General features: G+C 70.0%; 25 protein-coding genes and 1 tRNA gene. 5 read left to right on the top strand and 21 right to left on the bottom strand.

All coding sequences use genetic code 11. The features are described from left to right. Positions 1 to 19: 19 nt before the first annotated feature. From atpA to prmC, 9 genes are all read right to left on the bottom strand, one after another. The gene (gene atpA, locus H9622_RS00685; protein ID WP_191763282.1) at positions 20 to 1,660 is read right to left on the bottom strand and encodes a F0F1 ATP synthase subunit alpha; all 1,641 of its coding nucleotides are present in this window, start codon (positions 1,658 to 1,660) and stop codon (positions 20 to 22) included. 75 nt (positions 1,661 to 1,735) lie between these two features. Continuing rightward, positions 1,736 to 2,527, bottom strand: a complete 792-nt coding sequence (locus H9622_RS00690) for a F0F1 ATP synthase subunit delta (RefSeq protein WP_191763284.1) — start codon at positions 2,525 to 2,527, stop codon at positions 1,736 to 1,738. Then, a complete protein-coding gene (locus tag H9622_RS00695) occupies positions 2,527 to 3,087 on the bottom strand; it encodes a F0F1 ATP synthase subunit B (RefSeq protein ID WP_191763286.1) in 561 nt (186 codons plus the stop codon). The genes H9622_RS00690 and H9622_RS00695 overlap by 1 nt, the downstream gene beginning before the upstream one ends. A 28-nt stretch (positions 3,088 to 3,115) precedes the next feature. After that, on the bottom strand, positions 3,116 to 3,352 hold the full coding sequence (gene atpE, locus H9622_RS00700; protein WP_159845304.1) for an ATP synthase F0 subunit C: 237 nt from the start codon (positions 3,350 to 3,352) through the stop codon (positions 3,116 to 3,118). 46 nt (positions 3,353 to 3,398) lie between these two features. Beyond that, a complete protein-coding gene (atpB, locus tag H9622_RS00705; RefSeq protein WP_191765481.1) occupies positions 3,399 to 4,190 on the bottom strand; it encodes a F0F1 ATP synthase subunit A in 792 nt (263 codons plus the stop codon). A gap of 129 nt (positions 4,191 to 4,319) precedes the next feature. Further along, positions 4,320 to 4,847: a hypothetical protein gene (locus tag H9622_RS00710; RefSeq protein ID WP_191763288.1), complete on the bottom strand. Its 528-nt coding sequence runs from the start codon at positions 4,845 to 4,847 to the stop codon at positions 4,320 to 4,322. Next, positions 4,844 to 6,007, bottom strand: a complete 1,164-nt coding sequence (locus tag H9622_RS00715) for an MraY family glycosyltransferase (RefSeq protein ID WP_191763290.1) — start codon at positions 6,005 to 6,007, stop codon at positions 4,844 to 4,846. Before H9622_RS00715 ends, H9622_RS00710 begins: the two co-directional genes overlap by 4 nt. After that, positions 6,004 to 6,783, bottom strand: a complete 780-nt coding sequence (locus H9622_RS00720; protein ID WP_191763292.1) for an L-threonylcarbamoyladenylate synthase — start codon at positions 6,781 to 6,783, stop codon at positions 6,004 to 6,006. The genes H9622_RS00715 and H9622_RS00720 overlap by 4 nt, the downstream gene beginning before the upstream one ends. A gap of 57 nt (positions 6,784 to 6,840) precedes the next feature. Beyond that, the gene (gene prmC, locus H9622_RS00725; RefSeq protein WP_191763294.1) at positions 6,841 to 7,719 is read right to left on the bottom strand and encodes a peptide chain release factor N(5)-glutamine methyltransferase; all 879 of its coding nucleotides are present in this window, start codon (positions 7,717 to 7,719) and stop codon (positions 6,841 to 6,843) included. A 126-nt stretch (positions 7,720 to 7,845) separates the two neighbouring features. Between prmC and cysK (H9622_RS00730) the strand changes: the two genes are divergently transcribed. From cysK (H9622_RS00730) to epsC, 3 genes are read left to right on the top strand one after another with little or no spacing between them, the layout of a single operon-like run. Further along, the gene (gene cysK, locus H9622_RS00730) at positions 7,846 to 8,784 is read left to right on the top strand and encodes a cysteine synthase A (RefSeq protein WP_191763296.1); all 939 of its coding nucleotides are present in this window, start codon (positions 7,846 to 7,848) and stop codon (positions 8,782 to 8,784) included. 26 nt (positions 8,785 to 8,810) lie between these two features. After that, entirely contained in the window at positions 8,811 to 9,764 is a 954-nt protein-coding gene (gene cysK, locus H9622_RS00735; RefSeq protein ID WP_191763298.1) for a cysteine synthase A, read from the top strand. Continuing rightward, positions 9,761 to 10,351 carry a serine O-acetyltransferase EpsC gene (gene epsC / locus H9622_RS00740; protein WP_191763300.1) on the top strand — a complete coding sequence of 197 codons (591 nt, stop codon included), beginning with the start codon at positions 9,761 to 9,763 and terminating at the stop codon, positions 10,349 to 10,351. Before cysK (H9622_RS00735) ends, epsC begins: the two co-directional genes overlap by 4 nt. Before the next feature lie 118 nt (positions 10,352 to 10,469). Here epsC and H9622_RS00745 read toward each other — a convergent pair whose 3' ends face one another. From H9622_RS00745 to H9622_RS00795, 11 genes are all read right to left on the bottom strand, one after another. Further along, on the bottom strand, positions 10,470 to 10,868 hold the full coding sequence (locus H9622_RS00745; RefSeq protein ID WP_191763302.1) for a phage holin family protein: 399 nt from the start codon (positions 10,866 to 10,868) through the stop codon (positions 10,470 to 10,472). Between the two features lie 248 nt (positions 10,869 to 11,116). After that, positions 11,117 to 11,944 carry an alpha/beta fold hydrolase gene (locus H9622_RS00750; protein ID WP_191763304.1) on the bottom strand — a complete coding sequence of 276 codons (828 nt, stop codon included), beginning with the start codon at positions 11,942 to 11,944 and terminating at the stop codon, positions 11,117 to 11,119. A 140-nt stretch (positions 11,945 to 12,084) separates the two neighbouring features. Beyond that, positions 12,085 to 13,164, bottom strand: coding sequence for a peptide chain release factor 1 (prfA, locus tag H9622_RS00755; protein WP_191763306.1), 1,080 nt, complete (start codon positions 13,162 to 13,164; stop codon positions 12,085 to 12,087). Positions 13,165 to 13,181: 17 nt separating this feature from the next. After that, complete coding sequence (rho, locus tag H9622_RS00760; RefSeq protein ID WP_318246983.1) at positions 13,182 to 15,239, bottom strand: transcription termination factor Rho; 2,058 nt, start codon at positions 15,237 to 15,239, stop codon at positions 13,182 to 13,184. A 194-nt stretch (positions 15,240 to 15,433) separates the two neighbouring features. Next, positions 15,434 to 16,381: a homoserine kinase gene (thrB, locus tag H9622_RS00765; RefSeq protein WP_191763311.1), complete on the bottom strand. Its 948-nt coding sequence runs from the start codon at positions 16,379 to 16,381 to the stop codon at positions 15,434 to 15,436. Next, on the bottom strand, positions 16,378 to 17,466 hold the full coding sequence (gene thrC / locus H9622_RS00770) for a threonine synthase (protein ID WP_191763313.1): 1,089 nt from the start codon (positions 17,464 to 17,466) through the stop codon (positions 16,378 to 16,380). Before thrC ends, thrB begins: the two co-directional genes overlap by 4 nt. Before the next feature lies 1 nt (position 17,467). Then, on the bottom strand, positions 17,468 to 18,772 hold the full coding sequence (locus H9622_RS00775) for a homoserine dehydrogenase (protein WP_191763315.1): 1,305 nt from the start codon (positions 18,770 to 18,772) through the stop codon (positions 17,468 to 17,470). Continuing rightward, positions 18,769 to 20,220, bottom strand: a complete 1,452-nt coding sequence (lysA, locus tag H9622_RS00780; RefSeq protein ID WP_191763317.1) for a diaminopimelate decarboxylase — start codon at positions 20,218 to 20,220, stop codon at positions 18,769 to 18,771. Before lysA ends, H9622_RS00775 begins: the two co-directional genes overlap by 4 nt. A gap of 195 nt (positions 20,221 to 20,415) precedes the next feature. Further along, a complete protein-coding gene (locus H9622_RS00785) occupies positions 20,416 to 21,234 on the bottom strand; it encodes an LmeA family phospholipid-binding protein (protein ID WP_191763319.1) in 819 nt (272 codons plus the stop codon). A 4-nt stretch (positions 21,235 to 21,238) separates the two neighbouring features. Further along, positions 21,239 to 22,903, bottom strand: a complete 1,665-nt coding sequence (gene argS / locus H9622_RS00790) for an arginine--tRNA ligase (protein WP_191763321.1) — start codon at positions 22,901 to 22,903, stop codon at positions 21,239 to 21,241. 124 nt (positions 22,904 to 23,027) lie between these two features. After that, complete coding sequence (locus H9622_RS00795; protein WP_191763323.1) at positions 23,028 to 23,876, bottom strand: transglutaminase-like domain-containing protein; 849 nt, start codon at positions 23,874 to 23,876, stop codon at positions 23,028 to 23,030. A gap of 157 nt (positions 23,877 to 24,033) precedes the next feature. On the opposite strand from H9622_RS00795, the gene H9622_RS00800 reads away from it, so the two are divergent. Together H9622_RS00800 and H9622_RS00805 are read left to right on the top strand one after the other, a co-directional pair. Then, positions 24,034 to 24,846, top strand: a complete 813-nt coding sequence (locus H9622_RS00800; protein ID WP_191763325.1) for an SGNH/GDSL hydrolase family protein — start codon at positions 24,034 to 24,036, stop codon at positions 24,844 to 24,846. Positions 24,847 to 24,890: 44 nt separating this feature from the next. Beyond that, positions 24,891 to 24,963, top strand: a tRNA-Arg gene (locus H9622_RS00805). Between the two features lie 229 nt (positions 24,964 to 25,192). Here the strand turns inward: H9622_RS00805 and H9622_RS00810 are convergent. Continuing rightward, on the bottom strand, positions 25,193 to 25,681 hold the full coding sequence (locus H9622_RS00810) for a GNAT family N-acetyltransferase (protein WP_191763327.1): 489 nt from the start codon (positions 25,679 to 25,681) through the stop codon (positions 25,193 to 25,195). Positions 25,682 to 25,698: the final 17 nt, after the last annotated feature.

Genomic DNA, 25,698 nt, shown 5'->3' on the forward strand with positions numbered 1-25,698 from the left:
GTCTCTGTCCGGTGTCGCCTTAGCGGCGGCCCTTGACGATCTTCTCCTGGTTCACGTCTTCGGCCTCTGCCGCCGCGACCTCTTCATGGCCGGGCTTCGAGATCGTCTGGCCCTTGCCGGCCTGGAACTCGAGGATGAACTCGTCGGTCTTCTTGCCGAGCTCGGCGACGGTGTCGTCATCGAGGACGTTCGTGTCGCGGAGCGTGTCGAGGATCGTCGTGTTGCGACGCAGGTAGTCCAGCAGTTCGCGCTCGAACGACAGCACGTCCTCGACCTCGATCGAGTCGAGCTTGCCGTTGGTGCCGGCCCAGATCGAGACGACCTGCTCCTCCACCGGGTACGGCGAGTACTGCGGCTGCTTGAGCAGCTCAGTGAGGCGCGCGCCACGGGCCAGCTGGCGGCGGGACGCGGCATCCAGGTCGCTCGCGAACATCGCGAACGCCTCGAGCGAGCGATACTGGGCCAGCTCGAGCTTGAGCGTGCCGGAGACCTTCTTGATCGACTTGACCTGCGCGTCACCGCCGACTCGCGAGACCGAGATGCCGACGTCGACGGCGGGACGCTGGTTGGCGTTGAAGAGGTCGGACTGGAGGAAGATCTGGCCGTCGGTGATCGAGATCACGTTGGTCGGGATGTAGGCCGACACGTCGTTGGCCTTCGTCTCGATGATCGGCAGACCGGTCATCGAGCCTGCGCCGAGCTCGTCCGAGAGCTTCGCGCAGCGCTCGAGCAGACGCGAGTGCAGGTAGAAGACGTCACCGGGGTACGCCTCGCGGCCCGGCGGGCGGCGGAGCAGCAGCGACACGGCGCGGTAGGCCTCGGCCTGCTTCGTCAGGTCGTCGAAGATGATGAGGACGTGCTTGCCGTCGTACATCCAGTGCTGGCCGATGGCCGAGCCGGTGTACGGAGCGAGGTACTTGAAGCCGGCCGGGTCGGACGCGGGCGCCGCGACGATGGTCGTGTACTCCATGGCGCCGGCGTCCTCGAGCGCGCCCTTGACGGCGGCGATCGTGGAGCCCTTCTGGCCGATGGCGACGTAGATGCAGCGGACCTGCTTGTTGGCGTCGCCGGACTCCCAGTTGGCCTTCTGGTTGATGATCGTGTCGATCGCGATCGCCGTCTTGCCGGTCTGGCGGTCGCCGATGATCAGCTGACGCTGGCCGCGGCCGACGGGGATCATCGCGTCGATGGCCTTGATGCCGGTCTGGAGCGGCTCGTGCACCGACTTGCGCTGCATGACGCCGGGCGCCTGCAGCTCGAGCGCACGGCGGCCCTCGATGTTGGCGATCTCGCCGAGTCCGTCGATCGGGTTGCCGAGCGGGTCGACCACGCGGCCGAGGTAGCCCTCGCCGACCGGAACCGACAGGACCTCGCCGGTGCGCGTGACGGGCTGGCCCGCCTCGACGCCCGAGAACTCGCCGAGGACGACGACACCGATCTCGTGCTCGTCGAGGTTCTGCGCGAGGCCGAGCGTGCCGTCCTCGAACGTGACGAGCTCGTTCGCCATGACGCCGGGGAGTCCCTCGACATGAGCGATGCCGTCGGCGGCGTCGATGACGGTGCCGACCTCGGTCGCCGCTGCCCCGGTGGGCTCGTAGGCGGCGACGAAATCCTTCAGCGCGTCACGGATGACGTCGGGGCTGATTGACAGTTCTGCCATGGTCTTCCCTTTGTTCCAAATTCTGTGTGTGGGGGTCGTGCCCCCGAGATCTCCGCCTGCGGCGGGAAGTCTGTGCTAGCCGGCCAGCCTCTGACGGAGATCCGCCAGCCGGGCCGACACGCTGGCGTCGATGACGTCGTCGGCGATCTGCACGCGCAGCCCGCCCACCACGGTCGGGTCGACCACGGTGTTGATGGACACCCGCGTGCCGTAGCGCTTCGAGAGCGTGTCGGCGAGGCGGTCGGCCTGTGCGGCGCTGAGCGGCGACGCGGCGAAGACCGTCGCGACCTTCCGGCCGCGCTGGTCGGCGACGAGGCGGGTGGCCCGCGACAGCAGCTGACGAACGCGACGCTCGCGCGGCTGCTGGACGAGGGATGCCGCGATCAGCGTCGTCGCGCGGCTCGCGCGTCCCGCGAGCAGCGTGTCGATGAGCGTTCCCTTGGCCGAGGCATCCCCGAGACGACTGCCCAGGGCGAGCTCGAGCTCGGGGTTCTCGGCGACCGTGCGGGAGACGCGGAAGAGCTCGTCCTCGACGTCGGCCGACGGCTCGGCGACCGCCGCAGCGCGGATGGCGAGCTCCTCGATGCCGTCGACCAGGTCGGACGCCGACGACCAGCGCTGCGCCACGACGACCGTCAGCAACGAGACCGTCGCGGGCGACACGGCCCGTCCGAACACGTCGGTGACGACCTTGGTGCGTGCCTCGGCCGAAGCGGCGGAGTCGGCGAGCGCGCCGCTCAGCTGCGACGAGTCGCCCACGGCGCGCGCCGCGGCGAACAGCTCGCCGGCCACGTCGAGGTCGACGCCCGACGTGGCGTCGAGCGCCTTCGTCGTCGCCGCGAGGGCCTGAGTGGTCGCGCTGCCCATTACTTCGACGCCTTCTCTGCCTCGGATGCCTCGAGCTCGGCCAGGAAGCGGTCGACGACGGCCTGAGCCTTCGCGTCGTCGGACAGCGTCTCGCCGATCACGCCGCCGGCGAGGTCGAGGGCGAGCGTGCCCACCTCGCTGCGCAGCGACACGAGGGCCGTCTGGCGCTCGGCTTCGATCTGCGAGTGCGCGGTCGCGGTCAGACGCGCGGCCTCTGCGGAAGCGGTGTCCTTCGCCTCGGCGACGATCTTCTTGCCGTCCTCACGGGCGGCGTCGCGGATCTCACCGGCCTCCTTGCGCGCGTCGGCGAGCTGGGCGGTGTACTCCTCGAGTGCCGCCTCGGCCTTGCGCTGGGCCTCGTCGGCCTTGGCGATGTTCCCCTCGATCGCGGCGGAACGCTCGTCGAGCAGCTTCTTCATCTTCGGAAGGGCGACCTTCCAGAAGACGAGAAGAATGACGATGAAGCACACCGACGACCAGATGATGTCGTACCACGCGGGAATGAGCGGGTTGGGTGCAGCACCCTCCTCCGCGGCGTACGCGACAAGAGCGTTCAGCATCCTGTCTCCTTAGGTCGAGAGTTGGCGATCAGAAGCCGAAGATGAAGCCGGTCGCGATGCCGATGAAGGCGAGCGCCTCGGTGAAGGCGATACCGATCCACATCAGGACCTGCAGACGGCCGGCCAGCTCGGGCTGACGGGCCACGCCCTCGATCGTCTTGCCGACGACGATGCCCACGCCGATGGCCGGGCCGATGGCGGCGAGACCGTAGCCGACGGTGGCGATGGAGCCGGAGACCTCGGCGAGAACCGTAGTTGCGTCCACGGGGGTGTTTCCTTTCGGTTGTGGGCGGCCTTCCGGCCGTCCCGTATCAGTGCTCTTCGGCGACCGCGAGCTGGATGTAGACCGCGGTGAGAAGGGCGAAGACGTAGGCCTGGAGGACAGCCACCAGGATCTCGAACAGGGTGAAGATGAAGCCGAACGCGAGGCTGCCGGCGCCGAGGACCGACCACCAGCCGCCCAGGTCGACGATGAAGAACTGCGTGGCGGCGAAGAACAGCACCAGGAGGAGGTGGCCGACCATCATGTTCATCAGGAGTCGGAGCGTGAGCGTGACGGGGCGGATGACGAACGTCGAGATGAGCTCGATCGGCGTGACGATGATGTAGATCGGCCACGGCACGCCCGACGGGAAGAGCGAGTTCTTGAAGAAGTTCTTGGGGCTCTTCTTGATGCCGGCGTAGATGAAGGTGATGTAGCTCACGATCGCGAGCGTCAGCGGCACCGCGATGATGCTCGTGCCGGCGATGTTCAGGAACGGGATGATTCCCGTGATGTTCATGAACAGGATCATGAAGAACATCGTCGTGAGGATCGGGAGGAACCTCTGGGCGTCCTTCTTGCCGAGGAGGTCTTCGCCGATGTTGACGCGGACGAAGTCCAGCCCCATCTCGACCAGGCTCTGGAACCGGCCGGGGACGACGCGCATGCGACGTGTGCCGAGCCAGAAGATCAGCACGACGGCGATCGTCGCCAGGAACTGGATCAGGTGGATCCGGTGGATCGGCACCCCCGCCAGCGTGAAGAGGATCTCAGGGAAGAACTCTTCGATCGAAGGTCCGTGGAACTCCGGCGGCGCGTCGGCGGCAAGGGGGGCGATCAGGGTCGCAGCATGAGTAAACAGCGCTGGCTCCAGCTTCGGGGCACCGGTCGAGAACCGTTGCGACGATGGTCGATGAGCGTCACTCCGCAAATGCTCGCTAGGCGAGCAGGCGGGCGCAGGAAGAGCCTATCAAACTTGAGAGGGGCCTGAATCCGCCCCGGGGCGCCCGCGCCCTCCCTCCTGGGTGTCATCGCGACGGTCTCCGGCGTCGGGATCGCTCGGCAGCGTGACGTCGCTCACGTGGGGCACCCGCATCCGGAGCAGCACGACGACGTCGACCATGAGCGAGGCGAGCACGCCCACGACGACGGCCAGGAAGAAGACCATCGGCTCGATCCACGGCTGACCCCGCAGCACCAGGAGCAGCACGATGAACACGATGAACTTCAGGATCCAGCCGCCGAGCACGATGCCGAAGAACAGCGGCACGTAGAGGGGGTCGCCGTACCACCGGTTGGCGATCAGGATGCTGGCGACGGTGATGAGGAGGAAGGCGGCCGCGACGAGCACGCCGACGAGCGCGCTCCACAGCCCGTTCGTGCCGGCGACGAGGAACCCGATGAGGCCGCCGAGCACCGCCAGCGCGCCGGTGACGACGCCGCCCCATACCAGGACGGTGCGCAGGATCGGCGTGCTCGAGATGGGGTTGGTGGTCATGCGGCGTCCTCCAGGACGGTGTCGGGAGCCGGCACGGGCCGGCGGGAAGGCAGCAGGGTCACCACGAGGCACGCGACGACCCCGATGAGCCCGAACGCCACGCCGAGGAGGTAGTCCCCCGGCCAGCCCTCGGACGTGCCGATGTACATGAGCAGGACCGACAGGCTGACGATCGTGGTCCAGGCGTAGAAGATGAGCACCGCACCGAGGTCGGAGTGCCCCATGTCGAGCATCCGGTGATGCAGGTGCTTGCGGTCGGGCGAGAAGGGCGACTTGCCCTTGCTCATCCGCCGGATGATCGCCAGGCCGAAGTCGAGCAGCGGCAGGAGGACGATCACCACCGGCAGCAGGATCGGGATGAACGCACCGAGCAGCTGCGAGCGGCCGAACTCGTCGTTGTCGCCGACCATGGCCGGCGTGATGCTGCCGGTGACGGCGATCGCCGAGCAGGCCATCAGGAGGCCGAGCATCAGCGCGCCGGAGTCTCCCATGAAGAGCTTCGCCGGCCGCCAGTTGAGCGGCAGGAACCCGACGCACACGCCGATCAGCACCGCGGCGATGAACGACGCGAGGTTGAAGTAACTGCTCTGGCCGGTGTCGCGCACCAGCATGTAGGAGTACGCGAAGAACACCCCGTTGGCGATGAGGCACACGCCCGCGACCAGCCCGTCGAGGCCGTCGATGAAGTTGACGGCGTTCATGACGACGACGATCGAGAACACCGTGAGCGTGAAGCTGACCCAGCTCGAGCCGACCGCCTGCCCGCCGATGGGCAGCGAGTAGATCTGCAGGTCGCCGAACCACGTGATGATGCCGGCGGCGAGGAACTGCGCGCCGAGCTTGATCATCCAGTCGAGGTCCCACAGGTCGTCCGCGACGCCCACGACCACGATCAGGAACGTCGCCCCGAGGATCGCCCACACCTGCGCAGGCTCGTTCCACACGATGGCGAAGAACGGATGCTGCGACGAGACCAGGAACGCGGCGACGACGCCCAGGAACATCGCGATGCCGCCGAGGCGCGGGGTGGGCGTCTTGTGGACGTCGCGCTCGCGGATCCCCGGATACAGCTTGTACTTCAGCCCGAGTCGCCAGACCGTCCACGACAGCGCGAAGGTGACCGCCGCGGTGAAGAGGATGGTGAAGACGTACTGCTTCACGGCCCGCCCGGCTCGTCGGGGTTCGGCGCGGACTCGGGCCCGTCGGCCTCGTCTGCCTCGGGGTCGACTGCCTCGGGCTCGGGCAGGTCCGTCTCGGCCTCGTCTGCCTCGGGGTCGGGTTCGAGCAGGTCGCCGAGCACCGAGCGCAGCTGCTCACGGCTCACGGCGCCCTCACGCAGCACCCGCACGAGCGGCTCGGCCTGGCCGACGAGGCTGGTGGCGTCGATGATCGTCGACGAGATCCCCGTCGTGGACGGACCGTCGCTGAGGTACACCGCGACGCTGTCGCCCAGCATCCCCTCCGAGTCCTCCGCCGTGATGCCGGCCGCCTTGCCGGTCCGATTCGCGCTCGAGACCGCGAGCGGGCCCGTCTCCTCGAGCAGCTCGAGGGCGATGCGGTGCGCGGGCATGCGCACGGCGACGGTTCCCCGCGTCTCGCCGAGGTCCCAGGAGAGGGACGGCTGGGCGGGGAGCACGATCGTGAGTCCGCCGGGCCAGAACTCCTCGACGAGGCGCTCGATCTGCTCGGGAACCTCGGCGACGAGGGCTCGCAGCGTCGCAGTGCCGGCCACCAGAACGGGCGGCGGCATCTGCCGGGTGCGCCCCTTGGCGTCGAGCAGCTTCTGCACGGCCTTCGCGCTGAAGGCGTCGGCGGCCACGCCGTAGACGGTGTCGGTGGGGATGACGACCAGGTCGGCGCGGCCGATGGCCTGGCGCGCCTGACGCATGCCGGAAAGGAGCTGTGCCTCATCGCGGCAATCGAAGATGGGGGACATGTCGCGCACAGTCTAATCAAGGGCGCCTGGGGATCCGCGGCGCGCGGGGAGCGGGTATCAGGGACGGATGGCGGTGGTCGCGCGGTCGCGCATCGTGAGATCGGGATGAGTGGATGCCGCGCGCCAGCCGTCGGCGGTGAGGAGGTCGCGGATCGCCTCGCCCTGCCACTCGCCGTGCTCGATGACGATCGTGCCGCCGGGGTGCGCCAGCCGGAGCCCCACACCGCTGAGGATGCGCACCACGTCGAGGCCGTCCCCGCCGCCGTACAGTGCGGCGGGCGGGTCGAAGAACCGCACCTCCGGATCGCGCGGGATCGCGGCATCCGGAACATACGGCGGATTGGACGCGACGACCGACACCGTGCCGTCGAGCTCGGGGAACGCGTGAGCCAGATCGATGAAGGCGAGCGCGGCGTTGTCGGCGCCGACGCGCTCGAAGTTCTCCTTCGTCCAGACGAAGGCGTCGACCGAGTTCTCGGCCGCGAAGACCCGGGCGTGCGGCACCTCGGTGGCCATCGCAAGGGCGATCGCGCCGCTTCCGGTGCCGAGATCGACGGCGATGGGAGAGGGGGATGCCGCGGCCGCGAGCGCGTCGATCGCCAGCTGCGCCACCATCTCGGTCTCGGGCCGGGGCACGAAGACGCCGGGTCCGACGCGGAGCTCGAGATGGCGGAAGGGGGCGAGGCCGGTGATGTGCTGCAGCGGCTCGCGCGTCATACGGCGCTCGACCAGCGTCTCGAGCTGCCGGACCACCTCGGCGGGAAGGGCGTCTCCGCGGATGGCGGCGGCCTGCACTCCCCCGCGACCGGTCTGCAGCGCGAACGCAGCGAGCAGCTCGGCGTCGACATCGGGATCGGGCACACCGGCCTGCGCCAGGCGCGCGGCGGCATCACGCAGCCAGGCGGCGGTGGTCGGGGGTGTCTCGGGTGAAGCCATGGGCCCGTCCAGCCTAAGCCCGGCAGGGTACTCGCCCGTGGTCGGGCCACCGTCACAGAAGGACTCACGATGGATGCGTCCCCCTAGGCTTGTCCCCACCCGCAGACCACCGCTGAAAGGCCTGACATGACCGGCATCCACCCCGACATCACCTCCGCCTTCGGAAACACCCCCCTCGTGCGCCTCAACCGCACCGCGGAGGGCCTCGGCGGCAACGTGATCGCCAAGCTCGAGTTCTACAACCCGGCGTCAAGCGTCAAGGACCGCCTCGGCATCGCCATCGTCGACGCCGCCGAGAAGTCCGGCCAGCTGCAGCCCGGCGGCACGATCGTCGAGGCCACGAGCGGCAACACCGGCATCGCGCTCGCCATGGTCGGCGCCGCCCGCGGATACCGCGTCGTGCTCGCGATGCCCTCGTCGATGTCGATCGAGCGCCGCCTGCTGCTCAAGGGCTACGGTGCCGAGCTCGTGCTCACCGACCCGGCCGGCGGCATGAAGGGCGCCGTCGCCAAGGCGGAGGAGCTCGTCGCCGAGATCCCCGGCGCCGTTCTCGCGCGCCAGTTCGAGAACGAGGCCAACCCGCGCATTCACCGCGAGACCACGGCCGAGGAGATCATCCGCGACACCGACGGTGCCGTCGACTACTTCGTCGCCGGAATCGGCACGGGCGGCACGATCACCGGCGTCGGCCAGGTGCTCAAGGAGCGGGTGCCCGGCGCGAAGGTCATCGCCGTCGAGCCCGCCGACTCGCCGCTGCTCACCAAGGGCACGCCCGGACCCCACAAGATCCAGGGCATCGGCCCGAACTTCGTGCCGGCGATCCTCGACCAGGGAGTCATCGACGAGGTCGTCGACGTCGAGTTCGCGGACGCGATCGACACCGCACGCGCGGTGGGCACCAAGGACGGCATCCTCGTCGGCATCTCGTCGGGCGCCGCGATCTGGGCCGCGCTGCAGATCGCCGCGCGCCCCGAGGCCGAGGGCAAGAACATCGTCGTCATCGTGCCGTCGTTCGGCGAGCGCTACCTGTCGACTGCGCTGTTCGAGAACCTGCGAGAGGATTGAGACACACCGCTCCAGAAAGGCGCCCCGTGCCAGGGATCCACTCCGACATCACGACCGCATTCGGCGAGACCCCGCTGGTGAGGCTCAACGCCCTCACGGAGGGCCTCCACGGCGAGGTCCTCGCCAAGCTCGAGTTCTACAACCCGGGTTCGAGTGTGAAGGACCGCCTGGGCTATGCGCTCATCGGCGCCGCGGAGGCGGCCGGCGAACTGAAGCCCGGCGGCACGATCGTGGAGTCGACCAGCGGCAACACCGGCATCGCCCTGGCGCTGATCGGAGCGGCCCGCGGCTACAAGGTGATCCTCACGATGCCCGCGTCGATGTCGAAGGAGCGGCGCACGCTGCTGAAGGCGTACGGCGCCGAGCTCGTGCTCACCGACCCGTACAAGGGCATGACCGAGGCCGTCGAGACCGCGGAGCGGATCGTCGCCGAGACGCCGGGGGCCGTGCTCGCCCGTCAGTTCGAGCACGAGGCCAACGCCGAGATCCATCGCCGCACGACGGCCGAGGAGATCTGGCGCGACACCGAGGGCACAGTGGACTACTTCGTCGCGGGCTCGGGTACGGGCGGCACCATCACGGGCGTGGGCCAGGTGCTCAAGCAGCGCAATCCCGACGTGAAGATCGCCATCGTCGAGCCGAAGGACTCCCCCATGCTGTCGGAGGGCCGCGCCGGCGGTCACCGCATCCAGGGCATCGGGCCGAACTTCGTGCCGGCGGTGCTCGACCGGTCGGTCATCGACGAGATCTTCGACGTCGAGTTCGACGACGCGATCCGCGTGGCACGCGACCTCGCCGTGCGCGAGGGCATCCTCGGGGGCATGTCGGCGGGCGCGGCGGTGTGGGCGGCGCTCGAGATCGCCGCGCGCCCGGAGGCCGCGGGCAAGCGCATCGTCGTGATCATCCCCGATTCGGGCGAGCGCTACCTCTCGACAGCGCTGTACGAGCACCTGCGCGAGCCCGAGAAGAGCGCGTCATGAGCCGCGGGGAGGGCTTCTTCGCCCGCATCCGCGAAGACGTCGTCGCGGCACGGCTGCGCGACCCCGCTGCCCGGTCGGGCGTCGAGATCGCGCTGCTGTATCCCGGCCTGCACGCGATCTGGGCGCACCGGGTGTGGCACGCGCTGTGGGTGCGCAGAGTGCGGTTCCTCGCCCGCGCGGGGTCGCAGATCACCCGCTGGCTCACCGGGATCGAGATCCACCCCGGCGCGCAGATCGGCCGCCGCTTCTTCATCGACCACGGCATGGGGGTCGTGATCGGCGAGACGGCTGAGGTCGGCGACGACGTCATGCTGTACCACGGGGTGACGCTCGGCGGCCGTCAGCGCGAGGGCGGGAAGCGGCATCCCACGCTCGAAGACGGCGTCGCCGTCGGCGCCGGCGCGAAGATCCTCGGTCCGATCACGATCGGCGCGGGATCGGTCGTCGGCGCGAACGCGGTGGTGACGAAGGATGCCCCGGCCGACAGCGTGCTCGTGGGCGTGCCCGCCAAGCCGCGTCAGCGCCGCGAGGGCGAGGACACCCGCTCGATCCTGACGACCCCGGAGTACCCCGAGTACCACATCTGACGCGAGGCGGAGCAATGCGGCGAAGCCGCGTCGATGCGCCTCGGATCAAGATGGAGTAGCGCCGCCGAAGGCGCCGCGTATCGAAATCCCTTCACCGGGGGCCCCGGAGAACCGGGGTCTACTCGCGGCGGTCCTGGACGCGCTTCTTGATGAACAGGGGTGGGAGCAGCCAGGTCGCGAGCGCGGTGACGAGCCACACGATGAGCGTGCCGATGATCCACGCCACGGGACCGTTGATGCCGATGCCCGCTGCCGGGATCAGCACCGCGATCAGCAGCGCGACGAACGTCGACAGCAGGCCGATTCCGCCGATCAGGGCGTTGGCGTGGCGCCGCGTGATCGTGAACAGCCAGGGCGCGAGGATGCTCTGCAGCACCGCGAAGATCACGACCGCCAGCAGGATGCCCCACCAGTCGTCCCAGTGCAGCGTGAAGCCGGGCAGGATCAGGTCGGCCGCGACGAGTCCGAGGAACGCGGAGACGAGGAAGATCGCCGCGCGGATGAGGAGCGTGAGCACGAGCCGAGCCTAGCGGCGCGGCGTCCGCTCTCCTTGCGCCCCGGCCGGCGAGACATCGGATCCGCGACGAGACCTTCCGCGGTGTACGCCGTCTCGTCCCGAATACGCCGTCTCGGCGTCTGCGGCGGCGCTGAGGCGGCGGCGCGGCATCCGCTCCCCTGCGCCCCCACCGGCGAGACATCGGATCCGCGACGAGACCTGGTGCGGTGTGCGCCGTCTCGTCGCGGATACGCCGTCTCGCAGGCGCGTCACGTCCGGACGACGGAACCCGCCCGGGTGAACAGGTCGGCGAGCAGCGCCCGCACCAGCTCGGGCTTCTCGTGCGGGAGCGCGTGCCCCGCGTCGTCGACGATCACGACGGTCGCAGCCGCCCAGTGTGCTGCCTGGGCGGCCTGCGAGCGGAATCCGAGCAGGCTGTCTCGGCGGCCCAGCACGACCAGCATCGGCACGCTGTCCGCCCCGTCGCCGATGTCGAAGTCGGCGGACTCCATGATGCGCCCGACGATGTCGCCGTCGTACCGGTCGAGCGAGCCGGCGACGCCCGAGCGGAAGCGCTCGACCGCCTGAGCGGTGTGCCACACGAAGTAGCCCTCGAACTCCGCTCTCTCACGGTCGCTGAGCACATCGGCGGCCCCGGGCTCGGACTGCACCACCGTCGCCGGCTCGGGCTGCAGTTCTCCGGGCAGCGGGCACAGCAGCGCGATGGCGACGACCTGCTCCGGGCGGCGCGCGGCCACCGCCCGCGCCAGGAAGCCGCCGAGCGAGTGCCCCAGGAGCGCGAACTTCCGGCCGCCGAACTCCGCGTCGACCAGAGCGCACAGCAGCTCGACGACCTGCTCGGCGTCGTCTACCGCGGTGTCGACGCTGTCGCCCATGCCGGGGAGGTCGGGCGTCCACCGGTCGAACGGCGGCACCTCGGGAAGCACGGCATCGAGGATGGCCTCGATCTCACCGCGCGCCGAATAGCCTCCGTGCAGCGCGAGGAGCGGCATCCCCTCGCCGTGTCGGCCGCCGCGCAGCGTGACACCCGCCGGAGAGGTGAAGACGAACTCGGCCATGACGCGTCCTTCCGACACGCCTCGACGCTAGACGCACCCGCCGACACGCACCAGCCGCAACGGGCACCGCGAGACCTGGGATTCGCGACGAAACCCAGGGCGTTGCACGCCGTCTCGTCGCGAATGCCAGGTCTCGGCGGACGAAACGCAGCGGAGCGTCAGTCGTCGGAGCCGAGCGCGGCGAGCCGGGCCTCTTCGTCGGCGGCGATGGCCGACTCGATGATCGGCTCGAGTGCGCCGTCCATGACCTGGTCGAGGTTGTACGCCTTGTAGCCGGTGCGGTGGTCGGCGATGCGATTCTCGGGGAAGTTGTACGTGCGGATGCGCTCGGAGCGGTCCATGCCCCGGATCTGGGACTTGCGGGCATCGGATGCCGCGGCCTCGAGCTCCTCCTGCTGCTTGGCGAGCAGGCGTGCCCGGAGCACGCGCATGCCGGCCTCGCGGTTCTGCAGCTGCGACTTCTCGTTCTGCATCGACACGACGATCCCGGTCGGCACATGCGTGATGCGCACCGCCGAGTCGGTCGTGTTGACCGACTGCCCGCCCGGGCCCGAGGACCGGAAGACGTCGATCTTCAGGTCGTTCGCGTCGATGTGGATCTCTTCGGGCTCGTCGACCTCGGGGAAGACGAGCACGCCCGTCGTCGAGGTGTGGATGCGCCCCTGAGATTCGGTCGCCGGCACACGCTGCACGCGGTGCACACCGCCCTCGTACTTGAGGTGCGCCCACACGCCCTGGGCGGGATCGCTCGATGAGCCCTTGATCGCGACCTGCACGTCCTTGAAGCCGCCCAGGTCGGACTCGTTGCGCTCGAGGAGCTCGGTCTTCCAGCCCTTCGACGCCGCGTACTGCAGGTACATCCGCAGCAGGTCGGCGGCGAACAGCGCCGACTCGGCGCCGCCCTCGCCCTGCTTGATCTCCATGATCACGTCGCGGGCGTCGTCGGGGTCGCGCGGGATCAGCAGACGCCGCAGACGCTCCTGCGCTTCGGCGAGCTTCGCCTCGAGCGCGGGAACCTCCTCGGCGAACGCGTCGTCCTCACGAGCGAGTTCGCGCGCGGCTTCCAGATCATCGGATGCCGCGACCCAGTCCTCGTTCGCCTTCACGATGCGAGACAGCTCGGCGTAGCGGCGGTTGACCCGCTTGGCGCGTGCCGCATCGGCATGCACGGCGGGGTCGGAGAGCTCCTCCTGAACCGCCTTGTGCTCTTCGATCAGCGCCTTGACGGAGTCGAACACCCAGTTCCCTCCGCGGCTCAGCGGATGCTGTTGTCGTCCGCGTGGCTGCGCCCGCCGTGACCGGTCGACGGCGCCGGGATCGACTTCTGCATCTGCACGAGGAACTCGACGTTCGACTGCGTCTCCTTGAGCTTGCCGAGCACGACCTCGAGGGCCTGCTGGGGCTCGAGACCGGCCAGCGCGCGGCGGAGCTTCCAGGTGATCTTGACCTCGTCGGGCGACAGCAGCATCTCTTCGCGGCGGGTGCTCGACGCGTTGACGTCGACGGCCGGGAAGATGCGCTTGTCGGCGAGCTGGCGGTTGAGGCGCAGCTCGCTGTTGCCGGTGCCCTTGAACTCCTCGAAGATGACCTCGTCCATCTTGGAGCCGGTCTCGACGAGAGCCGTGGCGAGGATCGTGAGCGATCCGCCGTTCTCGATGTTGCGCGCCGCGCCGAAGAAGCGCTTCGGCGGGTACAGCGCCGACGCGTCGACGCCACCCGTGAGCACGCGGCCCGAGGTGGGCGCCGAGATGTTGTAGGCGCGGCCGAGGCGGGTGATCGAGTCGAGCAGCACGACGACGTCGCGGCCGAGCTCGACCAGGCGCTTCGCACGCTCGATGGCGAGCTCGGCGACCGTGGTGTGGTCCTCGGCGGGGCGGTCGAATGTCGAGGCGATGACCTCGCCCTTCACCGTGCGCTGCATGTCGGTGACCTCTTCGGGGCGCTCATCGACGAGCACGACCATGAGGTGGACCTCGGGGTTGTTGGTCGCGATGGCGTTGGCGATCTGCTGCAGCACGATCGTCTTGCCGGCCTTGGGCGGTGCGACGATGAGACCGCGCTGACCCTTGCCGATCGGCGCGACGAGGTCGATGATGCGCTGCGTCAGCTTCTCGGGGGCCGTCTCGAGGCGCAGGCGCTCCTGCGGGTAGAGCGGCGTGAGCTTGCCGAACTCGACGCGGGTGGCGGCGTCGTCGACCGACAGGCCGTTGATCGCGTCGACCTTGACCAGCGCATTGTACTTCTGGCGGCTCGACTGCTCGCCCTCGCGCGGCTGCTTGATCGCGCCGACGACGGCGTCGCCCTTGCGGAGGTTGTACTTCTTCACCTGGCCGAGCGACACGTAGACGTCGCTGGTGCCGGGCAGGTAGCCCGACGTGCGCACGAAGGCGTAGTTGTCGAGGACGTCGAGGATGCCCGCGATCGGGATCAGGACGTCGTCCTCGCCGATCTCGGTCTCGAACTCGTCGCCCGTCTGCGGGGCGCCACGGCGCTTGTTGCGCTGGCGGCCGCGACCCGCGCCCTGAGCCGGCTCTTCGTCGGCCTCGGGCGTGGCGGCGGGCGCGTTGTCCTTGCCGCCGTTCTGCTGCTGGCCGTTCTGCTGCTGACCGCCCTTGTCGCCCTTGTCGTTCTGGTTGCGATTCCGGCTGCGGCTGCGGCTGCGGCTGCGGCTGCGCGACGGGGTCTCGTCGCCGGTCTGCTCAGCTGCGTCGCCGTCGGCGGGCTTCGTGTCGGCGGATGCCTCGGGCTTCGTGTCGGCGGATGCCTCGGGCTTCGCGTCGGCGGATGCCTCGATCTTCGCGTCGGCGGATGCCTCGGCGGGCGCGTCGGCGGGGGCGGCCTCAGCCGGAGCGTCGGCAACAGCCGGCGTCTCAGCGGCCGGAGCCTCGGCGGGTGCCTCATCCGGGGCGGCCTCGGCCTCAGCGGTGGGCGCTTCGGCCTCAGCTGCGGGCGCGGCCTCGGCCGGAGCCTCGACCACGGGCTCGGGCGTGACGGCGTCCGCCGTCTTGGCCCGGCGCGGCGCACGCTTGCGCGGCGCCTTCACAGGCGCGGCGGCCTCGGGCTCGGCAACCTCAGCCTCTGTCGCAGGCACCTCGGCCGGGGCGGCAGGCGCCTCGACCGGAGCAGCCTCGGCGGCACCCTGGCCCTCAGCCGGGGCGTCAGCCGCGGCATCCGCTTCAGCCTCAGGCTCAGCAACGGGCGCGGTCGACTCGGCGACGGCGTCGGTGGTGGTGTCGACGTTCTCGACGGCCTCGGGCGCTTCCGTGCGCTCGTCGGCCGTTGCGTCGCTCTGGATCTCGGAGATGGACTCCACGAGTTCTCCCTTGTCAAACGAATGGAAATGCACATCCGCACGAGGCGCGCTGTTCATCAGGCGTCTTGCCCGACCCTTCGACGTTCAAGGCCCTGAGATGGACTCGAGAACCGCGATGGCGCTCAGAGACCGTCAGCAGGATGTGGGGGGTCGTGCGGGTTTCGCAGAATGCGAACGGAGGCCAGATTCACGATTTACGTGGAACCCTCCGCGTACTCCCTCACTGTACCACCCTTGAAGTCGACGGCGAGCATGAGCGCCTCCCACGGGGTGTCGGATGCCGCCGACGCGAGGGCTGCGGCCTCGAGGCGGCGGCCCGGTCCGTCGGCGAGCACGAGCACGCTCGGTCCCGCGCCCGAGACGACGGCGGCGAACCCCTCGGCACGCAGCATGCGCACGAGGTTGTCGGTGGCCGGCATCGCGCTCGCGCGGTAGTTCTGGTGGAGCTTGTCTTCGGTCGCGGCCTGCAGCAGCTCGGGGCTCTGGGTGAGCGCGGCGATCAGGAGCGCCGAGCGCGAGACGTTGAACACGGCGTCCTCGCGCGGCACCTGCAGCGGCTGCAGGCTGCGGGCGACCTCGGTCGACATCGTGAACTCGGGCACGAACACCAGCGGCGAAACGCCGCGGTGCACGAGCAGCTTCTTGTGCTGCGGGCCCTGCTCGTCCATCCACGCGATCGTGAGTCCGCCGAACAGTGCCGGCGCGACATTGTCGGGGTGCCCCTCGAGCTCGGTCGCGAGGCTCAGCAGGGTGTCGGGCCCGAGTTCGATGTCGCCCTCGAGCAGCCCCTTGGCCGCCAGGATGCCCGACACGACGGCGGCGCCCGACGATCCGAGTCCGCGGCCGTGGGGGATCACGTTGTGCGCGTGCAGCCGCAGGCCCGGCATGCGGCGCCCGACCGATTCGTACGTGTACGCGATCGCGCGCACGACGAGGTGCGAGGCGTCGCGCGGCACGTCGGCCGCACCCTGACCGGTGACCTCGATCTCGAGCTCCCCCGGCGGCAGGGCCGTGACGTCGAGCTCGTCGTACACGCTCAGCGCCAGGCCGAGTGTGTCGAAGCCGGGTCCGAGGTTGGCGCTCGTCGCGGGCACCCGGACGAGCACACGGCGTCCCGGAGCCGGGACGACGGCTGCGTTCACGCGGTCGCCGCCGCAGGCGCGAGATCGAGGACGGATGCCACTTCCGACGTCGTGGCGTCGACCACGGTCGGCTCGACCTGGCTGCCGTCGGCGTTGCGCAGTGCCCACTGCGGGTCCTTGAGTCCGTGGCCCGTGACGGTGAGCACGACTCGCGCACCCTGCGGCACGACGCCGGCCTCAACGCGGTCGAGGAGACCCGCGACGCTGATCGCGGACGCGGGCTCGACGAAGATGCCGACCTCGCCCGCCAGCAGCTTCTGCGCGGCGAGGATGCGCTGGTCGTCGATGGCGCCGAAGTAGCCGTCGGTCGCGTGGCGCGCCTCGAGCGCGAGCTCCCACGAGGCCGGATTGCCGATGCGGATGGCGCTGGCCACGGTGTCGGGGTTCTTCACGACCTCGCCGCGCACGAGCGGCGCGGAGCCCTCTGCCTGGAAGCCGAACATGCGCGGCACGCGCGTGGACACGCCGCCCTCGGCCTCCTCGCGGTAGCCGCGGGTGTACGCGGTGTAATTGCCGGCGTTGCCGACGGGGATGAAGTGGAAGTCGGGCGCGTCGCCGAGCTGCTCCACGACCTCGTAGGCGGCGGTCTTCTGGCCGTCGATGCGGTCGGGGTTGACCGAGTTGACGAGGTGCACCGGGTAGTTGTCGGCGAGCTCGCGCGCGATCTCGAGGCAGTCATCGAAGTTGCCGCGGATCTGGATGAGCTGGCCGTTGTGCGCGACGGCCTGGCTGAGCTTGCCCATGGCGATCTTGCCCTCGGGCACCAGCACCGCCGCGGTGATGCCGGCGTGCGCCGCGTAGGCCGCGGCCGACGCCGACGTGTTGCCCGTCGACGCGCAGATGACGGCCTTCGCACCGTGCTCGATCGCGCGTGAGACGGCGACGGTCATGCCGCGGTCCTTGAACGACCCGGTGGGGTTCATGCCCTCGAACTTCACCCACACGTCGGTGCCGGTGCGGCGCGACAGCGAGGGGGCGGGCAGAAGCGGCGTGCCGCCCTCCCCGAGGGTGACGACGGTCGAGGCATCCGTGACGCCCAGACGATCCGCATACTCGCGCAGGACTCCGCGCCAGACGTGTGCCATGTCAGTCTCCTTCCACACGCAGGACCGAGACGACGCGCTCGACGACGCCGCTCGCGGCGAGACGGTCGACCGTCTCGCTGAGGTCCTGCTCCAAAGCCTTGTGCGTGCCGATCACCAGACGCGCGGTGCGGGCGTCTTCGCCCACGACGGTCTGCTCGACGTTCGCGATCGACACGCGGCCGTCGCTGAGGATGCCGGCGACCGTGGCGAGCACGCCGGGCTGGTCGTCGACCTCGAGGGTGATCTGGTACCGGGTCGTGACGCGTCCGATGGGGACGATCGGGAGGTTCGCCAGAGTGGACTCTCCCACGCCGACGCCGCCCGCGATATGCCGGCGCGCGGCCGAGACGACGTCGCCGAGCACGGCCGACGCGGTCTGCACGCCGCCGGCGCCCGCACCGTAGAACATGAGGTTGCCCGCAGCCTCGGCCTGGACGAACACGGCGTTGTTCGCGCCGTGCACGCTCGCGAGCGGGTGGGCGCGGTCGACGAGCGCCGGGTACACACGCACGGAGATGGACTCGTCGGCGCCGCCGTTCAGGCGCTCGCACACGGCGAGGAGCTTGATGACGTAGCCGGCGTGGCGCGCGGCATCCATCATCGACTTGTCGATCGTCGTGATGCCCTCACGGTGCACCGACTCGAGCGGCACGGTGGTGTGGAAGGCGAGGCTTGCGAGGATCGCCGCCTTCTGCGCGGCGTCGTAGCCTTCGACGTCGGCGGTGGGGTCGGCTTCGGCGTAGCCCAGGCGCTGGGCGTCGGCGAGCACGTCGGCGAACTCGGCGCCCTCGGTGTCCATGCGGTCGAGGATGTAGTTCGTCGTGCCGTTGACGATGCCCATGATGCGCTGCACCCGGTCGCCGGCGAGCGAGTCGCGCAGCGGACGGATGATCGGGATCGCACCGGCCGCGGCCGCCTCGTAGTACACCTCGGCGCCCACCTGGTCGGCGGCGTCGAAGATCTCGGGACCGTGCGTGGCGAGCAGCGCCTTGTTGGCGGTGACGACGTCGGCGCCCGAGTTGATCGCCGTGAGCAGGTGCGAACGCGCGGGCTCGATGCCGCCCATGAGCTCGATGACGATGTCGGCGCCCACGATGAGCGACTCGGCGTCGGTGGTGAGCAGCTCACGGGGCAGGTCGACATCGCGCGGGGCGTCGACGTCGCGCACGGCGATGCCGATCAGCTCGAGACGCGCTCCGGCGCGGTCGGCGAGCTCGTCGGCGTGCTGACGCAGCAGCGACGCGACCTGCGAGCCGACGGCCCCGGCACCCAGCAGCGCAACGCGAAGACGTCGGTAATCGGTCACTTGTCCTCGCTCCGGTCGCTCAGTACAGGCATGTCGATCCCTTTCTCGGGGTGGCCGGTGAGGCCGGCATCGCGCGCGAGCAGATCGTCGATCGACTCGCCGCGCACGATGACGCGCGCCTCTCCCCCGCGCAGCGCCACGACGGGCGGGCGGGGGACGTAGTTGTAGTTGCTCGCGAGCGAGAAGCAGTAGGCGCCGGTCGCCGGGACGGCGAGCAGGTCGCCCGGAGCCACATCGCCGGGCAGGTACTCCGCGTCGACGACGACGTCGCCCGACTCGCAGTGCTTGCCGACCACGCGCACCAGCACCGGTTCGGAGTCGCTTGCGCGAGACGCGATGCGCGCGGAGAACTCCGCGCCGTACAGCGCGGGCCGGGGGTTGTCGCTCATGCCGCCGTCGACGCTCACGTAGAGGCGCTCGGCGCCGTCGACTTCGACCGGCTTGGTCGTGCCGACCTCGTAGAGGGTGACCCCCGCGCGACCGACGATCGCGCGTCCGGGTTCGAAGGCGAGATTCGGGATCGGGATGCCGCGCACCTCGCACTGACGTGCGACGGCGTCGGCGATGCCCATCGCCAGCTCTTCGATGGGCGTCGGGTCGTCGACCGAGGTATAGGCGATGCCGAAGCCGCCGCCGAGGTTCAGCACCGGCAGCTCTCCGCCCGCGAGGAGCTCGGCATGCAGCTCGACGATGCGCGACGCGGACTCCTCGAACCCGGCGGTGCCGAAGATCTGCGACCCGATGTGGCAGTGCAGACCGACGAGGTCGAGCCCCGGGAGCTCGCGGATGCGGGATGCCGCGGCCGCGGCATCCGTCAATGTGAAACCGAACTTCTGGTCTTCGTGCGCCGTCGCCAGGAAGTCGTGCGTCTCGGCGTGCACGCCGCTGTTCACCCGCAGCAGCACCGACTGCCGCACGCCGCGGCGGTCGACGATCGCGGCGAGGCGCTCGATCTCGATCAGGCTGTCGATGACGATCGACCCGATGCCCGCCTCGACGGAGGCCTCGAGCTCGGCGACGCTCTTGTTGTTGCCGTGGAAGCCGAGCCGCGCCGGATCGGCACCGGCGGCGAGCGCGACGGCGAGCTCGCCGCCCGTGCACACGTCGACCGCGAGCCCCTCCTCGGTGACCCAGCGCACGACCTCGGCGCTCAGGAACGCCTTGCCGGCGTAGTAGACGCGCGCCTGCACGCCGTGCAGGGCAGCCGCCGCGCGGAAGGCGTCGAGCGTGCGGCGGGCGGTCGCGCGCACCTCGTCTTCGTCCAGCACCCACAGCGGCGTGCCGAAGTGCTCGCGCAGCGCCGTCGCGGGGATGCCGCCGAGGCGCAGCACGCCATCGCCGTCGCGCGTCGCTGCCGTCGGCCACACGAGCGGCGTGAGGGCGTTGGCATCATCCGGCTCGGACAGCCATGACGGTGCCAGGGAGCGGGACTGCGAAGGGGCGGACACGGAGAGGACCAATCGGTTCGGGCTTCGGCGCGGGACCGTCCGGTGGACCGGATCTGCGCGAATCAGCTCGGCGGACGCGCCGGGCGCGCACTCGATCCGGCGGTCGCGTTCACCCGTGAGTTCCCGCGCCGGACGGTCTTTGCAGTCTAGGGCACAGCCCATGCCGGGCCCGTGATGTGTGACGCCCCGCGAGGGTCAGTCGCAGGTGCCGTCAGCCTGCAGCGCGGGGTCGGTGACGATCCCGCCGTCGACGTCGGCATCGGCGACGAGCACGTCCCCATCGACCTGCACGTCGGTGAGCGTCACGCCGGCCGGGATGTACTCGGCGAGGCAGAACGTCCAGTCGCGCACGACGACGTCGGCGAGCTGCCCGAACTGTTCCGAGAGCTGGGAGGCGTCGATCTGGGCTCCCGCGAGTTCGAACGACGTGGGCGTCAGCACGATGTCGCCGTCGGCGATGGAGGGGGCGAGCGTCACCCCGACCGGGAACCCCGCACCTAACAGCTGCAGCTCGGTCGCCACGCTGATGTCGGGTTCGGCGAGGCTGACGGTCTCTGCCGGGAAGTTCTCCACCGCGGAGAGGAGCCCGCGCAGCTGCTCTTCGTCGAGGGTCACCGTCGCCGTGGCGCCACCCATGTCGGCGCCCTGGCGGATGGGCACGTCGGTCGCGGTGACGGTGACGTCGCCTTCGTACTCGCCGACGGGCACATCCTCGGACGACACGGTGATCTCGTCGAGGCTGCCGCCGAGGAGCTGCGGGATGAGCACCCCCGGCACGGCGACGTCGATCGGGTGATCGGCCGGCAGCGAGAGCCGTTCGCGGATCTCCTGCTTGACGGTCTGCTGCACGAGGTCGCGGGCGACCGCCTCGGCGACGAACCACGCGACGACGGCGAGTCCGACGACGATGAGCAGCGCAATGATCCACGGCCACGCACGGCGTCGTCGACGGGGCGCCGGCGGCTGCTCCCACTCGGGCAGCGGCTGGGTGGGATGCGCGTCGGCGGCCATCATCGTGTCACATCCGTTCCGGCGCACCCACGCCGAGCAGGTCGAGGCCGTTGCGCAGCACCTGGCCCGTGGCGTCGTTGAGCCACAGGCGCGTGCGGTGCACCGGCTCGACGGGGTTGTCGCCGAGCGGGATCACGCGGCAGTTGTCGTACCAGCGGTGGTAGAGGCCGGCGAGCTCCTCGAGGTATCGCGCGATGCGGTGCGGCTCGCGCACCTCGGCTGCATAGGCGACGATGCGCGGGAACTCCTGGAGCGCGCCGAGGAGCGCTGACTCGGTCTCGTGCGACAGCAGCTCGGGGGCGAACTCCGAGCGGTCCACGCCGGAGTTCGCGGCGTTGCGGGCCACGTTGTGCGTGCGCGCGTGGGCGTACTGCACGTAGAAGACCGGGTTGTCGTTGGTGCGCTTCTGCAGCACGTCGAGGTCGACGTCGAGGTTGGAGTCGGTCGAGCTGCGCACGAGGGCGTAGCGCGCAGCATCCTTCCCCACCACCTCGACGAGGTCTTCGAGGGTCACCACCGTGCCGGCGCGCTTCGACATGCGCATCGGCTGGCCGTCCTTGACGAGGTTGACCATCTGGCCGATGAGGATCTGCAGGTTGACGCCCGGCTCGTCGCCGAAGGCCGCGCACATGGCCATGAGCCGCTGCACGTAGCCGTGGTGGTCGGCGCCGAGCATGATGATGCAGCGGTTGAAGCCGCGCTCGCGCTTGTCGAGGTAGTAGGCCAGGTCACCCGAGATGTAGGCCGGCGTGCCGTTGGAGCGGATGACGACGCGGTCGCGGTCGTCGCCGAAGGTCGTGGAGCGCAGCCAGACCGCACCGTCGTCCTCGAAGATGTGACCCAGCTCGTCGAGGCGCTTCACCGCGCGCTCGACGGCGCCGGACTCGTGCAGGTCGTTCTCGTGGAAGTAGACGTCGAAGTCGACGCCGAACTCGTGGAGGCTCTTCTTGATCTCCTCGAACATGAAGCCGACGCCGAGCTCGCGGAACGCCTCCTGCTTCGCGTCGGCGTCGAGCGCGTCGATGTCGCCCTCGTAGGCCAGCGCGACGCGGCGGGCGATGTCGACGATGTAGCCGCCGCCGTAGCCGTCCTCGGGGGTCGGCAGACCCTCGTGCGCGGCGACGAGGCTGCGGGCGAACCGGTCGATCTGCGCACCGTGGTCGTTGAAGTAGTACTCGCGCGTCACGGACGCGCCCTGCGAAGCCAGGATGCGGGCCAGCGAGTCACCCACCGCCGCCCAGCGGGTGCCGCCGAGGTGGATGGGTCCGGTCGGGTTCGCCGAGACGAACTCGAGGTTGATGACTTCGTCGGCGCGGCTGGCGTTGGTGCCGAAGGCTGCGCCCGCGTCGACGATGGTCTTCGCGAGGGCGCCGGCGGCCGCAGCATCCAGTCGGATGTTGATGAAGCCCGGTCCGGCGACCTCGACGTCGGCGATGCCCTCCACCGCGGAGAGGCCCTCGGCGATCTCGGCGGCGAACTCACGCGGGTTCGCGCCGATGCCCTTCGCGAGCTTGAGCGCCGCGTTCGACGCCCAGTCGCCGTGCTCGCGGTTCTTCGGCCGGTCCAGCACCAGGTCGGCCGCGGTGAGGCCGTCTGCCGCGCCGGGGCGTCGCGCCTCCGCGAGGGGTGCGATGACGGCGAGCAGGGCGGCGGAGAGCGCTTCGGGATTCATAGCCCGCCAATTCTACGGGCGTATCAGGGCGATCCCGCTCGGCGCTCCTGTCGTGCGCTCTTCGCTGCCGGGTCGTTGAGCGAGCGAAGCGGGACGAAACGCGTCTTGGCCCTTGAGGAGCCTCTTACGCCAGCTGCACCAGTTCGACGAAGTCGTCCGCCGACGGATCCGCGGCCCCGACTTCGATCCGCGCCGCTCCCTCGACCCCTTCGACGTCGTCCGGCACGACCCATGCGTCGACCCGCATGCGCTGAAGCCCGACGTACCCGCCGTGGTAACTGAGGAAGGCGCAGTCCGCCGCATCCCTCCCCGTCGCGATGCGGACCAGCGACCGGCGGTTGGCGAGGCGCGTGCCGTCGATCACGTACCAGGCGCCGTCGAGGTAGGCCTCGGCCACCGCGTGGAAGTCCATGGGCTGGAGGCCCGGCGCGAAGCACGCGGCGTAGCGGGCCGGCATGTCCATGGCGCGCAGGAGCGCGATGACGACGTGGGCGTAGTCGCGGCAGACGCCCTGGCCGGTCATGAGGGTGGTGACGGCGCTGTCGGTGCCGTGGCTGAGGCCGGGCGTGTAGGTGGTGCTCGTGGCGACGAAGTCGGAGACGGCGGCGATGAGGTCGTGCCCCTGGAGGCCCTTGAACTGCCGGCGCGCCTGCTGGAAGACCTCGTCGGACTGGCAGTAGCGGCTCGGACGCAGGTAGGTGATGGCCTCGAGGTCACTCGTGCGACTTGTCGCGGCCTGGCCGTCGACGGTGGCTTCGTAGCGCACCTCGAGGCGTCCGGACTCGCCCATCAGGCGGTGCAGGCGGCTGCCGGACTGGTCGACGATCTCGGTCGGCGTGTAGACGCGGTCGCCCTGAGTGAAGGTGAGCTGCTCGCTGACGAGGGGCACCGCCTGCGCCGCCGTGATCTGGAAGATGAGGTCGACGGACGACCCCAGATCGAGGTCCAGTTCGGCGGTCACGACGCGTTGCACCGAAGTATCCTCGCATGCCCGGAAGGGTGCTTCCTGCGCTTGTGCACAGAGCCCCAGTGCGGGTGTGCATCGGCCGATCGCTCAGGATTCGCGCGACGTTTCCCCACCTTTGCGTCGGGTGGTCAGCGGGCCCCGGAACGTGACGTACCCTCGGTGCATGCACGCGCCCGGACGCCTCCGCGCACGGCGTCCGTGGCTGCCGATCGTCGGCGCCGCGCTCGCCGTCGCTGCCGTCTGCGCGCTCGGCATGTGGCGACCGTGGGTCGTTCCGTCGGCGCCCGTCGCGGTCGAGGCGGAGTCGGTCGCCGTGGTCGCCGGCGCCGCGCCGCTGGCTCTTCCCGATGCACCGCGGGTGCTGGTCTTCGGCGACTCGTGGGTCTACGGCTCGGCGGCGATCGTGCCGAGCCTCGGCTTCGCGTACCGGCTGGCCGACCACCTCGGCGGCGAGACGATCGTCGACGGCGTGCGCGGCAGCGGCTACCTCAAGCCCGGGCTCGACGGCGGCTCGTACGGCGAGCGCGTCGCGATGCTCGACCCGGCGCTCGACCCCGACCTCGTGATCGTCGAGGGCTCGATCAACGACCGCCGGCTGTATCCGAGCGGGTATCGGGATGCTGTCACCGCCGTCTGGGACTCGCTCGAAGCGCTGTACCCCGACGCCGCCATCGTGGTGCTTGGCCCCGCCCCGCAGGTGCTGCCCGTCGAGGCGGCGACCGCGGGCATCGACGGCGACCTCGCTGCCTTCGCCGCCGAGCGCGGCTGGTGGTACATCTCCCCCATCGCCGAAAGCTGGATCACCCCCGACAACTACCTCGAGCTCATCGACACGAGCGACACCGGTCGCGATCACCCGTCGACCGCCGGCCACGCCTATCTGGCGGAGAGGGTCGCGACGGCGATCGCGGGCATGACAGAGGCGACGGATGTCGTGGCCGACGCCCCGCTCGACGAAGACGTCGTCACCCCCTGACTGGCGCAGGACCGAGGTTCGCGGGTGGTAACCTCGATCGGCACGCCTCCGTAGCTCAGGGGATAGAGCGTTGGTTTCCGGTACCAAAGGTCGCAGGTTCGATTCCTGTCGGGGGCACAAGATAAATCCCAGGTCAGCCTGGGATTTTTCTTTGGGTGCGGTCGAAAGAGACCGGCCCGGAGGGTCGGTCTCTTTCGGTTTGTGGCCGACCGCGTCGGGCCGCTGCGCAATCCCCTCCCCGTCACTGCAAAGTGCAAGGGCACACCTCGGCACCGGTTGGAGCTAGGAGCGAGGACCGTTCCGAACGGGCGAGTTCGCGACGCGAACATCTACGTCGATCACGGGCTTACCGGTACGAACCAGCGACACTCTCGTCGCCGCAAAGCTCGACCGGCCCGCCCCCGGCCGGCCCGTATCCCGCGCCCCAGCGCAGCATCCAGGACTCCGCGTCGGTGATGCGCTGGAACCCGAACTGCTCGTACAGGCCGTGGGCGTCCTCGGTGAAGAGCGCCGTGCGCTTCAGACCCAACGGCTCGAGGTCGGTGAGGATGCCGGCCATGATGCGTTTGCCGACGCCGCGGCCGCGGGATTCTGGATCCACGAAGACGTCGGCGATCCACGCGAAAGTCGCTCCGTCGGTGATCGCCCGGGCGTAGCCGAGCTGCACGCCGCTGGCGGCGTCGAATACACCGTAGTTGCGCGAGCCTGCCATCGCGGCCTCATGGGCCTCACGCGCGCGGCCACGCGCCCAGTACGACTCCTCCGCCAGCCATCGATGCACGCGCCCGACGTCCATCGCGGCGGCATCGGTCGAGAACACCAGACCATCCGACATCCCTCGATCCAAGCATC

Source organism: Microbacterium gallinarum (assembly GCF_014837165.1).
Taxonomy (GTDB): Bacteria; Actinomycetota; Actinomycetes; order Actinomycetales; family Microbacteriaceae; genus Microbacterium; species Microbacterium gallinarum.